At 63.7% G+C, this 13441-nt stretch carries 11 protein-coding genes; 1 reads left to right on the top strand and 10 read right to left on the bottom strand.

The window, feature by feature from the left end:
* Positions 1 to 7: 7 nt before the first annotated feature.
* The 10 genes from JM946_RS28580 to JM946_RS28625 form a co-directional block, all read right to left on the bottom strand.
* The gene (locus JM946_RS28580; protein ID WP_218043170.1) at positions 8 to 691 is read right to left on the bottom strand and encodes an Rnf-Nqr domain containing protein; all 684 of its coding nucleotides are present in this window, start codon (positions 689 to 691) and stop codon (positions 8 to 10) included.
* On the bottom strand, positions 688 to 1326 hold the full coding sequence (gene rsxG / locus JM946_RS28585; protein WP_203170872.1) for an electron transport complex subunit RsxG: 639 nt from the start codon (positions 1324 to 1326) through the stop codon (positions 688 to 690). The genes JM946_RS28580 and rsxG overlap by 4 nt, the downstream gene beginning before the upstream one ends.
* On the bottom strand, positions 1310 to 2347 hold the full coding sequence (rsxD, locus tag JM946_RS28590) for an electron transport complex subunit RsxD (RefSeq protein WP_203170873.1): 1038 nt from the start codon (positions 2345 to 2347) through the stop codon (positions 1310 to 1312). Before rsxD ends, rsxG begins: the two co-directional genes overlap by 17 nt.
* Positions 2344 to 3807, bottom strand: coding sequence for an electron transport complex subunit RsxC (rsxC, locus tag JM946_RS28595; protein ID WP_203170874.1), 1464 nt, complete (start codon positions 3805 to 3807; stop codon positions 2344 to 2346). Before rsxC ends, rsxD begins: the two co-directional genes overlap by 4 nt.
* Positions 3804 to 4307 (bottom strand): electron transport complex subunit RsxB, encoded by a 504-nt coding sequence (gene rsxB, locus JM946_RS28600; RefSeq protein ID WP_203170875.1) that lies wholly within the window; start codon positions 4305 to 4307, stop codon positions 3804 to 3806. The genes rsxC and rsxB overlap by 4 nt, the downstream gene beginning before the upstream one ends.
* A 10-nt stretch (positions 4308 to 4317) precedes the next feature.
* Positions 4318 to 4896 (bottom strand): Rnf-Nqr domain containing protein, encoded by a 579-nt coding sequence (locus JM946_RS28605; RefSeq protein WP_203170876.1) that lies wholly within the window; start codon positions 4894 to 4896, stop codon positions 4318 to 4320.
* A 25-nt stretch (positions 4897 to 4921) separates the two neighbouring features.
* Positions 4922 to 7030 (bottom strand): methionine--tRNA ligase, encoded by a 2109-nt coding sequence (gene metG, locus JM946_RS28610; protein ID WP_203170877.1) that lies wholly within the window; start codon positions 7028 to 7030, stop codon positions 4922 to 4924.
* Positions 7031 to 7190: 160 nt separating this feature from the next.
* Entirely contained in the window at positions 7191 to 8303 is a 1113-nt protein-coding gene (locus tag JM946_RS28615) for a type IV pilus twitching motility protein PilT (protein WP_322110996.1), read from the bottom strand.
* 5 nt (positions 8304 to 8308) lie between these two features.
* A complete protein-coding gene (locus JM946_RS28620) occupies positions 8309 to 9403 on the bottom strand; it encodes a type IV pilus twitching motility protein PilT (RefSeq protein ID WP_203170878.1) in 1095 nt (364 codons plus the stop codon).
* A gap of 205 nt (positions 9404 to 9608) precedes the next feature.
* Complete coding sequence (locus tag JM946_RS28625) at positions 9609 to 12047, bottom strand: HEAT repeat domain-containing protein (RefSeq protein WP_203170879.1); 2439 nt, start codon at positions 12045 to 12047, stop codon at positions 9609 to 9611.
* A 229-nt stretch (positions 12048 to 12276) separates the two neighbouring features.
* Between JM946_RS28625 and apbC the strand changes: the two genes are divergently transcribed.
* The gene (apbC, locus tag JM946_RS28630) at positions 12277 to 13380 is read left to right on the top strand and encodes an iron-sulfur cluster carrier protein ApbC (protein WP_203170880.1); all 1104 of its coding nucleotides are present in this window, start codon (positions 12277 to 12279) and stop codon (positions 13378 to 13380) included.
* Positions 13381 to 13441: the final 61 nt, after the last annotated feature.

A 13441-nucleotide genomic window follows, 5' to 3' on the forward strand; every position in this document is an offset into this window, starting at 1 on the left:
GCGTGTCTCAGGCGCTGTCTTGCTTTCGGCGAGACAGCCAGTTACGAGCGGCGATCAGCAGCCCGAGCGAAATGAATGCGCCGGGCGGCAGCATGGCGAGCAGGAAGCCCATGTCGACGCTGAAGACCGCGAGCTCCATGCGTTCCGCCCAGCTTCCCAACAGCGCGCTCGCGCCATTTAACAGCGAGCCGCGGCCGACGAGTTCACGAGCGAAGCCGAGCGCGAGCAGACTGAGCGCGATGCCGATGGCGATTTGCACGCTGCGTGCGATGGCTTCGCCGCGGGTTCGGTCGGGCGCCTGTATGTCGTCGATCACGACGATGTTCACGGCCAGCAAGGACAGGAAGACGCCGAACGACTGTCCCAGGTCGTGAAAGAAAGCCCGCATCAACAACTCGGCCGCGGTCACCAGGCCGGCGGTGATGAGCAGGCTCGCCGGCAGCACGATGCGATCGTCGACCCAGCGGCGAATGCCGCCCATGAGCAGGGTCGCGAGCGGAAGCAGAATCAGAACGACGCCGCTGAAGCCCACGGCCTTGACGACCGTGTCGCTGACGGCGAGTAAAGGACACAGCGCGAGCAACTGGATCGTGCTGTTGAATGCGACGGGGCTGCGATCCATGTGAGCTCTGCGCTCGGCGCCGCCGCCCGGCGCAACATGGGTGACCATGTTCGGATCCGGCGTGCTCATTGCGGCTTGCCGTCCTGATACAAGCGATCCTCGTTGCCCCGGTAGTACTCCAACGTGCGACGCACTGCTTTTACGATTGCGCGCGGGGTGATGGTGGCGCCAGTGAACGCGTCAAAGTCGCCGCCATCGCGACGCACGCTCCAGCGCTGCTGTGGCGGATTGCTCAGCGACAATCCGCGGAAGCGATCGAGCCAGCCGGCGTCGCGATTTTCGAACGCATCGCCCAAGCCCGGGGTTTCATTGTGGCGGATCACCTGCACGCCGAGCAGCTGGCCGCCCGGCGCGATCGCCACCAGCAGTTCCAGCGGACCGCGATAACCGTCCGGTGCGATCGAGCGGAGGGCGACTGCAACCGGCGCTCCTGCCTTGCGCATGCGATAGGCCGTCACCGGGCCCGCCGTGCCGAGCAAGTCGGGCGCGCTGACTTCAGTCGTATCGGTCAGCGGATCGTTGTCGTAGTTCTGAGGCGCAACGAGCGCGTCCAGATGTTCCTTGATCCACGCTTCCTGATTGCGCGCGATGCGCTCGCGGGTGACGTTTGCGATCACGACCAGCCCAATCGTAAACACCGCGGCGATGATGGCCAGGGTCGCCGCGGGGCCGGCGATGTTGCGCTTGTCAGCGGGCGTGGCCATAGATGCGAGGAATCGTATAACGATCGATCAGCGGCACGGATAGGTTCATCAGCAGCACGGCGAACGCGACGCCGTCCGGATAGCCGCCCCACGTCCGAATGACGTAGGTCAGCAGGCCGATGCCTGCACCATAGATCAGCCGACCGCGATCGCTGGTCGCCGCCGAGATCGGATCGGTGGCGATGAAAAACGCGCCGAGCACGCTCGCGCCCGAGGTGAGATGAAAGATAGGGCCCGCGTAGGCGCCGGGATCGACGACGTACATGAACGAGGCGCACACGACGATGGCGCTCAACATGGCGACCGGAATGTGCCAGCGAATGACCCGAAGCGCGAGCAGCGCGATGCCGCCCGCGAGCGTCGCAAGATTGATCCATTCCCAACCACGCCCGCCCCACGTGCCGAAGATCGGCGCCGCCTGCGCTTCGGCCATGGTCATGCCCATGTTCAAATTCGTGCGTAGTGCATCGAGCGGCGTCGGCGAGGTGACTGCATCCCACGTCAAGCGCGATGGCAGCGAGCCGGTGAGAATGGTGCTCAATGTTTCACCGACTGTGAGTTTGACCTGCTCGATCTCCATGCCCGCCGGCGGCAGCCATTGCAGCAGTTGCACAGGAAACGAAACCAGCAGCACGGCGTAACCCACCATCGCGGGATTGAACGGGTTCGCGCCCAGGCCGCCATACAAATGTTTGGCGAGCAGGATGGCGAACGCCGTGCCGCTCACGATGAGCCACCAAGGCGCAAGCGGCGGCAAGCACAGCGCCAGCAAAATCGCTGTGAGAATGGCGCTGCCGTCTGTCAGGAACGGCGCCACGGGTTTGCGCCTCAGTCGCAACGCCACCGCTTCGGCGATCAGCGCAGTCACCGATCCCAGCGCAATCTGCACCAACAGCCCGACACCGAAGAACGCAACGTGCAGAACCACCGTCGGCACAAGTGCATAGATGACGATGCGCATGACGCGCGCCACGCCCGTGTGCGCGACGACGTGCGGTGCGGGTGCGGTGCCGAAGGTCATGATGAGGACGGTCCGATCTTCGGGCGTCGCTTCTCAGCGAGCTTCGCACGATGCTCCGCTTCCAGGCGCTCAAGACGAGCATTGCGAGCGTGGAAACGGGCGCGAGCGGCGTCGGCATCGCGGCGGCTGTCGAGCTCGCGGATCAGCACTGGCTTGGTTTCGCGAAAGCGCTCGGCGAGTGGGATCTGGCTCGGACACACGAAGTCGCAGCAGCCGCATTCGATGCAATCGAGCAGGCCATGGCGCTGCAACTGCTCGCTGTCGTATGGATGCAAGTACCAATGCAACTGTTGCGGAAGCAGATAAGCCGGGCAGACATACGAGCAGGCGCCACAACGAATGCACGGCATCTCGGCGCCGCGTGGCTGCAGATCGAGCGCCGAGGCGGCGACGATGCAGTTGGTCGCTTTGATCACGGGCAGATCGTCATGAGGCAGCGGTGCGCCCATCATGGATCCACCCATGATCAGACGTGACATCCGCTCCGTATAACCGCCGCCGTCTGCGATAAGGCTCGCAAACGGTGTGCCGATGCGTGTCTCGAGATTGGCCGCGTCACGTACGCCGTCACCGGTGACGGTGACGATGCGACTGATCAACGGCTGACGATCGCGAATCCAGCGCGCGATGGCCGCGGCCGTGCCGACGTTCTGGCACACGACGCCGATGTCGGCGGGCAGGCCATCGTGCGGCACCTCGACGCCAAACACGGTCGAGATCAATTGTCGCTCGCCGCCCGCTGGATAGATGGCGGGCACGACCTTCAGGCGGATTCGCGAATCGCAGGCTTTCTCGATGGCGGCGCTCAGCGCTTTCTGCGCTTCGGGAACGTCGTCCTCGATGGCGATGGTGCAATGAGTTGCGCACAGCGCATGTAACAAGGCGCGCGCGCCAAACACGATGTCATCGGCGCGCTCGCGCATCAGCACTTCATCGCAGCTGATGTACGGCTCGCATTCTGCGCCGTTGAGCAACAACTGCGGGCCATTCTCGCACAGCGAGCTTTCGAGCTTGTTCGCGGTCGGAAATGCAGCTCCACCGAGCCCGACAATGCCGCCACGCGCGATGTGCTCGCAGGCTTCCTTGGGCGAGATCTGTTCAAAGTCGGATACAGCCGCTGCATTGTCGAACGGCTCATCACGGCCATCGTTCGAAATCACGATGCTCAGCGTGGGCGCACCGAGCCGATGAGGCGCCGGCCGGGGCTCGATGGCGATCACTTCGCCGGAGGCGGGCGCATGCAGCCATGCGCTGATCCCCGGCGCAGGCTGCGCGATGGGCTGAAACATCCGAACCCGGTCGCCCACCTTCACCAGCGGCAGGGCGGGCAGGCCCGAATGCTGATCGAGCGGCAGCACGTAGTGTGCGCTCAGGCTGGCCGCGCGGATCGGATGTTTGGTGGATCGCGCCTTGTGAGCTTCGATGCGCAGGCCGCCGCGGATTGCCTGCCTCGGGATCATTGCACGACGCCCGGTGCGGGGCGCATGACGATGCAGTCGACAGGGCAGGGCGGAATGCACAATTCACATCCCGTGCAGTCGGCGGCGATGACCGTATGCATGTGACGTGACGCGCCGACGATCGCATCGACGGGGCAGGCCTGAATGCACTTGGTGCAACCGATGCACACGCTCTCATCGATGAACGCCACGGCGGGATAGTCCGGCACCGTGCCGAACTCCTTGCCGACCGGCTTGGGCTCGACGCCCATCAATCGCGCGAGCGCTTTGGCGGTGCGCTCACCGCCGGGCGGGCATTGATTGATATCTGCCGCGCCTTGCGCGATCGCTTCAGCGTAGGGGCGGCAACCGGCAAACGTACAACGCCGACACTGCGTCTGCGGCAGCAGCGCGTCGATGCGCTCAACCAGCGACGGCTCGCTAGCGTTGCTTGCGGTCGCCACTGTGGCGATACCCGCGAGGGCGGCCAGCACGGCGATTGTGACGAGCGCAGTGATCATCGCGAGCGCATTATTCCTGGATCAGTCCAGTGAAGCCCATGAACGCCAGCGCCATGATGCCGGCGCTCACCAGCGCCAGCGGCGCGTCCCGAAACACGCCCGGCACGTCGGCATGTTGCAATCGTTCATGCATGGCGGCGAATGCCAGCAACAAAAAGCCCAAGGCGGCCGCGGCCACGATGGAGAATCCCACGGCGTCGATGATGTTTTGCATGCGTGAATCCACCATCAGGGCCACGCCGAGCACCGCGGCGTTGGTCGACAGCAGCAACGTGAAGCCGGGACGCTGCGGGCGCAGGCGACCGTCCCGTCGCAGCAGCCACTCGACGAGCGGCACTACGGTGAGCGTGATGGCGACGAAAACCAGGGTCCGCAAATAGCCCAGCCCGTTCGGCTCCAGCAGCGCTGTCGAGAGTGACCAGGTGATCGCCGCAACGGTCGGCACAGCGATCAGCGATGCCACGGCCAGCGCTTGCGCACCCTTGTATGTGCCCGTGATCGCTTCGAACGGCCGCCACGCAGGCATGCGCGTCAACGCCATCACGTTTACGAGCACGGCGCTGAGCAGGATGAGCAGGAGCGCGGACATGGTGTGAGCGATGCCACCGCGAGGGCTATTTCACCTTCATGCCTGCGGTCGCGCCAGAATCTGGCGAGAGCAGGAAGATCTCTTTGCCGCCCGGGCCGGCGGAGAGCACCATGCCCTCGGAGGTGCCGAAGCGCATCTTCCTGGGCTTGAGATTCGCCAGCACCAGCGTGAAACGCCCGACCAGTTGCTCCGGCGCGTAGGCCGAACGAATGCCGGAGAAGATCGTGCGCTGGCTGTCGCCGATATCCAGCGTGAGCTTGATGAGCTTGTCCGAGCCTTCCACCGCTTCGGCCGCGAGCACCTTGGCGATGCGCAGGTCGAGCTTGGTGAAATCTTCAATCGCGATTTCGGCCGCTGGAGCATCGGCCTGCGCCTTGGCTTCAGCCTGGGCCGGCGTCTTCGACGCGATCGTTGTGACCTTTGCCGTCGGCTTCACTTCCGGCTCGCCGGTATCGAACAGCGCCACCAGCTGCTTCGGATCCACGCGCTGGAGCAAATGTTCGTAAGCGCCGATCTCATGCCCAGCCGCAAGCCAGCTGTGCTGGCCCCAGCGCATCTGCGCATCGTCCAGCCGCAGGAAGCCTTGCACCTTGCGGGCCGTTTCCGGCAGCACGGGCGACAGCAGCACGGTCAAGTACCAGAAGAAGTTCAGGCTGGTCGAGCACACCTGATGCAGGCGTTGCTCTTCACCCGCCACCTTGGCCAGTTCCCACGGCTTGGCCGCATCGATGTATTGATTGACGCGATCGAGCAGCGTGCCAATCTCGCGCATGGCCTTGCCGAACTCGCGGCCCTCATACAACTCGCCAATCCGCTTCCAGCATTCGCTGTCGCTGGTGAAATCCTGCTGCAGCTGTTGCGCCGCCGGATCGAGTGCGCCGAGCTTGCCGCCGAAACGTTTGGTGATGAAACCTGCGCAGCGGCTGGCGATGTTGACGTACTTGCCCACCAGGTCCGAGTTCACCCGCGCGACGAAGTCGTCCGGGTTGAAGTCGATGTCCTCGACGTAGGCATTCAGCTTGGCGGCGAGGTAGTAGCGCAGCCACTCAGGATTCATGCCGAGGTCCAGATAACGCACCGGGCTCAAGCCCGTGCCGCGCGACTTGGACATCTTGGCGCCGCCCACCTGGATGAAGCCGTGCACGAACACATTGTCCGGAATCTTGCGGCCCGCGAACTTGAGCATGGCCGGCCAGAACAGCGTGTGGAAATAGATGATGTCCTTGCCGATGAAATGGATCTGCTGCACGTCCCCGGCCTGTAGAAACTCCTCGAAACTGCGCGGCTCGCCGTTGGCCTTGGCCTTGCCGCTCGAGAAATAGTGCTTGAGCGAGGCCAGGTAGCCGACCGGCGCGTCCAGCCACACGTAGAAATATTTGCCCGGCGCATCCGGAATGGGGATGCCGAAGTAGGGCGCATCGCGCGAGATGTCCCAGTCGCCCAGCTCCTGATCGCCCTTGCCGCTGAGCCATTCGCTGGCCTTGTTGGCCACCGAGGGTTGCAAGCGTCGGGTCCACTCCTTGAGAAACTCCACGCAGCGCGGATCGGACAGCTTGAAAAAGAAATGATCCGAGCTCTTGCGCACCGGCTTGGCGCCGGACAGGGTCGAGTAGGGATCGATCAGGTCGGTCGGCGCATACACCGAGCTGCACACCTCGCAGGCGTCGCCGTACTGATCCTTGGAATGACAGTTGGGGCACTCGCCCTTGATGTAACGATCGGCCAGGAACATGTTCTTCACCGGGTCGAAGAACTGTTCCACCGGCTTGTGATAGATCAGCCCGTTGGCCTTGAGCGCGCGATAGATGTCCTGCGACAGCTCGATGTTTTCGGGCGAGTGGGTCGAGTGCCAGTGATCGAAGCTCAGCAGAAAGCCGTTCAACGAGCGCGGCCGACCGGCGGCGATGCGGCCGACCAGTTCCTCCGGGGTGACGCCTTCGGCTTCGGCCTTGAGCATGATGGGCGCGCCGTGCGCGTCGTCCGCACCCACCCAGTGGACCTTGTGTCCCTGCAGGCGCTGGAACCGCACCCAGATGTCGGCCTGGATGTACTCCATGATGTGGCCGATGTGGAATGGGCCATTGGCGTACGGCAGGGCCGTGGTCACGAAATAATTACGAGGTGCGGCAGTCATTTAGGCGCGGGAGGACGGCGGCAAAGGACCGAAATTATGCCACGAAGCCCACCACTAGCGGTGATTGCTCGGGCTACCACGGGCTGTGGTTATTGTCGGCAGCCGGCGCGCTGACTGGCGTTTTCCGGCCAGTCAGTACTCACTAGTCAGCAGTCGCTTCTCAACCCATGTCCTTGTACTGCTCGAACTTGGCCTTGTTGATGGCCTTCAGGTACGCCGATTTGCCGCTGATGATGGCTTTGTCGAGCAGGTCCTGGATGGCGCTGTCCATGAGCCGCATGCCGTAGGCGGCGCCGCTTTGCATGGCGTTCTCGAGCTGGTCGAGCTTGCCCTGGCGGATCAGGTTGGCCACCGCCGGAGTGTTCACCAGGATCTCGTGGGCAGCGACGCGGCCGGGCTTGCCGGCGCGGGGAATCAGCTGCTGGGAAATCACACCGCGCAGCGAGGTCGAAAGCATCGCGCGTACGTGCGATTGCTTATCGGCTGGGAAGGCGTTCACGATGCGGTCGACCGTCGGCGCGGCGCCGTTGGTGTGCAACGTGCCCATCACCAGGATGCCCATCTCGGCCGCCGTGACGGCGATGCTCATGGTCTCGTAGTCGCGCAACTCGCCGACCAGAATCACGTCCGGATCCTCACGCAACGCCGAGTGCAGCGCTTCGGCGAATGACGGGCTGTGCGTGCCGATCTCGCGCTGGCTCACCAGACAGTTCTTGCGTTGATGCACGAACTCGATGGGATCTTCAATCGTGAGGATGTGACCCTTCAGGCGCATGTTCATGTCGTCGATCATCGCCGCCAGCGTGGTCGACTTGCCCGAGCCGGTCTTGCCCGTGACCAGGATCAAGCCGTTGTTCACCTTGCACAGGTTGCGGATCGCATCGGGCACGTTGAGCTGATCCAGCGTCAGCGCCTTGGACGGAATGGCGCGGCACACGCAACCCAGGCCGTACAGGTGACGCATCACGTTGACGCGGAAGCGCGAGACGCCCGGGATGATGTAAGCGAAGTCGGCGCCATGCTTTTCTTCCAGACGCATCTGCGCCGCGCGCGGCATGATCTCCCGCAATGTTTCTTCGACGAACTGCGCGGTGAGCGGCTCCGGCCGCAGATTGTGCAACTCGCCATACAAACGAATGCGCGGCGGATCGCCGGCGATGAAATGCAGGTCCGAGCCGTTCTTGCTCAGCACTTCCTTGAGGAATTCATCGATACGACGCGGCGCATAGCTGTTCTGCGCGGCTGCGATTGTTTGAGATTCAGTGGTGCTCACTGGGGTCAACTCGGGGCCAGGTCGAGCTTGGGCAACACGCTGGTGTCGGTGACGAAGCGCGCGAACACCTTCTTGTCGTTCGCGTACACATAGGCGTCGTCGGGATCGATTTCCTTTGCCTGCACGTTGGCCAGCAGCGACTGATCGAGCAGCTGCATCCCCAGATCCTTGCCCATCTGCAGCTGCGAGGGAATCTGGTGGGTCTGGTCGGTCATGATCAGTTTGCCGATGGCGCGCGTCACCACCATGATTTCGCAGATCGCCTTGCGGCCGCGTTGATCGGCGGTCTTCACCAGCACCTGGGTGATCACCGCGATCAGGCTGTTCGCAAGAAACGCCTTGGTCTGTTCGCGCTCGTCCGCCGGCAGCGCATCGACGATGCGGTCGATGGTCTTCACGGCGCCAGTCGTATGCAACGTGCCGAGCACCAGGTGCCCGGTTTCCGCGGCCGTCATCGCCCAGCGAATGGTGTCCGCGTCTCGCAATTCGCCGACCAGGATCACGTCGGGGTCTTCACGCATGGCCGCGCGCACGCCTTCGGAGAAGGACGGCAGGTGCGTGTTCAGCTCGCGCTGGATGACCTGGCTTTGTTTGCTCTTGTGCACGAACTCGATCGGATCTTCCAGGCTGATGATGTTCAGCCGCCGCGTCGAGTTCAGGTAATCGATCATCGCCGCGAGCGTGGTCGACTTGCCCGTGCCGGTGGAGCCGGTCACCAGGATCATGCCCTGATGGTTGTCGCACAGCTTCTTGACGATGGGCGGCAGGGACAGGCGGTCGATGGTCGGCACATCGGAAGGAATCGCGCGGAAGGTCGCGCCGACGCCGGTCTCCTTGCGGAATACGTTGACGCGAAACCGCCCACCGGTGGCCGAGACATAGGAGAAGTCCACGTCGTGACCCCGCCGCAGCATGTCCTGATTGGCGCGGCTCATGATCTCGACGATGTAGCCTTCCAGTTCTGCCTGGCTCAGGTCACGGAACTTGATGGGCAACAGGTCGCCATGCATGCGCAACATCGGCGGCAGGCCGACCGCGAAGTGGATATCGGAACAGCCCTGGTCGGTGCCGAGCTTGAGAAAGGCGTCTATTCGGGCCATGCAAGGGACATGCAATCTGACGAAGAAACTCTCACGAATCGGGCGCGAGGCGCAGCCTACCGTGTAGGAGTGGGTCGCCGCCACTCGGATTCGGACTAGTGGGGCAGGAGCGGCGATCAGTGGTCGCGGTGAGACAAACCCCTAAACGTCGCTAAGGTCGTCGCCGATGGGCGAGGGCGGCCGGGCGATGGCGAGCAGTGGGCGCTCAGCGCAGCGCCTGTTCCAGCGCCACGCGCAACTCGTCCATGCTCTGGAAGCGCTTGGCCTTGTCCACGGCCATGGCCTTGGCGACCAGATCGGACAGGTGTTTGGGCAGCTGCGGGTTGACCTCGATGGCCGACTTCGCCTTGCCCTGCACGTGCTGGTACATGACCGACATGTGATCGCCGCGGCTGTACGGCGGCACGCCCGTCAACATCTCGTAAAGAATCACGCCCACGCTGTAGATGTCGGCGCGATCGTCGACCTTCTTGCCCAGGATCTGCTCGGGCGCCATGTACTTCGGCGAGCCGATGACATAGCCGGTCTTGGTCAGCTGGGTATCGCCTTCCTTCTGCGCAGCGGCCACGCCGAAGTCCACGATCTTCAGCAGCCCTTCGTTGTTGATCAGGATGTTGGCCGGCTTCAGGTCACGATGCACGATGCCGGCCTGGTGCGCGATGGTCATGCCGGTGCAGATATCGATGCCGTACTTGATGGCGCGCGGCAGCGGCAGCGGTTTTTCGTTGACGATTTCGCTGCCGAGGGTGTGCGACGGGAAATACTCCATCGAGATGGCGTAGTTGCCGCGCATATAAAGAAAGTCATAAATGCGGATGACGTTCCGGTGCGTGATCTTGCGCGAGTAGCGCAGCTCGTGCACGAAACGTTTCATCATCTCTTCGTCCTGCGCCACGTTCGGGTTCAGGAACTTCAGGATCAGCCGCTCCTCGACCACCGTGTCTTCCATCAGCAGCACGGTGCCGAACGCGCCCTTGCCGATCTTCTCGATAAACTTGTATCGGCCTTCGACCACATCGCCCGGCTTGAGCGAGCCGATGTCGAGCTTGGCCGTGGCGGCGGCCGCTTCTTCGGCCTTCTTGATCACCTGATCGACATCGCCGCGATCGATGAGCAGGGTGCGCGCCGGCTCGCCGGCCAGGGTCTTGCCGCTGCGAGTCGGTTCGATATGAGTGCGGCCGGCCTTGATGGCTGCGGCCACCGCGGTGCTCGAATAGCGCAGGTCGATGTCTTCGATGGCGCGGACCGCGGCGTGCTCGATGGTGGGATCGTTGGTGTTCGATCCCGCCGATTGAATGTGGGCGCGCACCGCGTCGGCGCGCTTCTCGTCGGCGAGGCGGGCGAGCGCGTTGATGACTTCGACCTTGATTTCCTTTTCCGGCCGGTCGAGCAGGGTCACCAATGGTTCGATGACGCGCGTGTCGCCGAGTTTGCCCAGCGCGCGCGCCACCGTGGGCAGCGAGCGGGTGTTATCGGTCTTCAACAGCTCGACCAGCGCGGGCACGGCTTTCTTGCTGCCGATTTCCGCCAGCGCATCGACGGCGCGCTCGCTGACCCACCAGTCCTTGTCCTTGGTGGCTTCGATCAGGAAGTTGACGGCGCGCTCGTCCTTGGTCTGGTTCAGGATCTCGATGGCGGCGCGGCGCACGTCCTCGTCGTCGTCACGAATCAGCTCGATGACGGCGTCCACCACGCGCGGGCCGCCAATCTTGCCGAGCGCGTCCGCGGCGCGTGTGCGCACCCACCAGTCGTCATCTTTGATGACCTGGAGCAAATGTTTGATGTCGTTGGCAGTGCCCAGATGATTCAGCACTTCCACGCCGGCGCGCCGCGCGTATTCGTTCTCGTCCTTGAGCACGTCGATGAGGTGACTCATCGTGTCCGGATCCTTGGCGCGCACCACCACGTCGATGGCGCGGTTGGCCACCTCCAGGTCGGGATCGCGCAGCAGCTGGCAGATCGGGCCGATGTTCACCGGGCCGTCCATCTTGGACAGCGCATTGAGCGCGGCCTGCCGGATCATCTTGTTCGGATCGCGCAGCTGGGTCTGGATGGCCTGCGATACCTCGGGGCGGTTGTAGCGCGCCAGGATGTTGATGATGTGAATGCGAGCGCTCGCGTCCTTGCCCTCGATGCGGCTGATCAGCTCGGGCAGGGCGGCCTCGTCGGCCAGCTCGCCGACCAGGCGGAACAGCGCCGCCTTTTCGTTGGGCTCCTGGCTGTAGGCATGCTGGAGCAGGTCGCGCACCGTGAAGCGGCCTTTCTGGGCGGCGATCACCTCGAGAATGGTCGGCTTGGGCATGTCGTCCCGGCCGAGCAGCTCGATCAGCAGATTGGCGCTGTAGTTGCGGCTGGCGATCAGCGCCTGGCCGATGGCCGAGATAGTGCGGGGGCTGGCGTCGACCATGCCCTGCACCAGGATGGGAAAGCTCTTGTTGTCGATCAGCTGGGCCAGGATGTCCACATACGAGGCGGTCTCCTTGCGGTCCGCCACCGCCAGCGCGTCCAGGATCTTGGGAATCGCGCCCGGGCCGACCCTCATGAGCTTTTGTAGCGCTTTTTGCGAGTCCGGATGCAGCGGGTCCCCAATCCCGCGGATCTCGGCAATCAGGCGCTCGGCTCTGAGATCGGAAAAAAAACTCATCGAGTATTCCGGTATCCGTTTCTTAGTGGCGCAGCTGCCGTGCGCATCGAATATTGCCGCGCATTATGCCACGGCTGACGCGCAGCAAGTTCAGGTCGGGCATTTCCCCTCCAAGGGACCCGCTCAATCCTCGGTCGGAACCGCAATGGAGGCAATCTAATCCGTTACAATCCGCGCCCCACGCCGATGCCCGTGTTGGCGCATCGGCCGCTCCCTGAACGGCACGCCGATGAGTTCCGACACTACTTTGCACGAAACCGAGCTGCGCCAGCTGCTGGGCAGCTACGAAGACCCTTATCTCGGACTGACGCTCGAGCGCGCCGGAAGCCTCAAGATCGTGCGCCTCGCCGACGGCGATGCGGCAGTGAGTGTCGAGCTGGGCTTTCCCGCCCGCCAGTACGCGGCCGAGCTCAGCGCGGAGCTCGAGCGCCGCGCACGCTCGCTCAACTGGCTGAAGCAGGTCAAGATCGATGTGAACTGGCGGGTCGACTCGCATACCGTTCAGAACAATCTCAAACCCATCCAGGGCATTCGTAACATCATTGCCGTCGCCTCCGGCAAGGGCGGCGTGGGCAAGAGCACGACCGCGGCCAATCTGGCCCTGGCGCTGGCGCACGAGGGCGCGGCCGTCGGCCTGCTGGATGCGGACATCTACGGGCCCAGTCAGCCGCAGATGATGGGACTCAGTCAGGAGAAACCGACCAGCCCCGATCAGCGGACCATGATTGCCCCCGAGGCGTTCGGGCTCAAGGTGATGTCGATCGGCTTTCTGGTCGATGTCGAGCAGCCCATGGTGTGGCGCGGGCCGATGGTGACCCAGGCGCTGGTGCAATTGCTCGAGACCACCCGGTGGGGCGAGCTCGATTATCTGGTGGTGGACATGCCCCCGGGCACGGGCGATACGCAGCTCACGTTGTCACAACGCGTGCCGGTTAGCGGCGCGGTGATCGTGACCACGCCGCAGGACATTGCGTTGCTGGATGCCCGCAAGGGCTTGCGGATGTTTCAGAAGGTCGCGGTGCCGGTGCTCGGCGTCGTGGAGAACATGAGCACGCATGTGTGCTCGAACTGCGGCTTCGAAGAGCACATCTTCGGCGCCGGCGGCGGTCGCCGCATGGCCGAGCAATATGGCGTGGAGTTGCTGGGCGAGCTGCCGCTCGATATCCGTATTCGCGAACAGGCCGATAGCGGTCGGCCGACGGTGGCCGCCGAGCCGGACAGCAAACTCGGCCGGGCTTATATCGACTTCGCCCGGCGCACGGCCGCCCGTCTGGTCGTGGCCGGTCTGCAACCGACGGCCGCGTTCCCCAACATTTCAACCGAAGATACCTGAGCGACGCTCAAGTCCACTCCGGTCCCAGTCATCAGTCACCAGTCATCAGTCACCAGTCATC

Source organism: Steroidobacter gossypii, from assembly GCF_016801985.1.
Lineage (GTDB): Bacteria > Pseudomonadota > Gammaproteobacteria > Steroidobacterales > Steroidobacteraceae > Steroidobacter > Steroidobacter gossypii.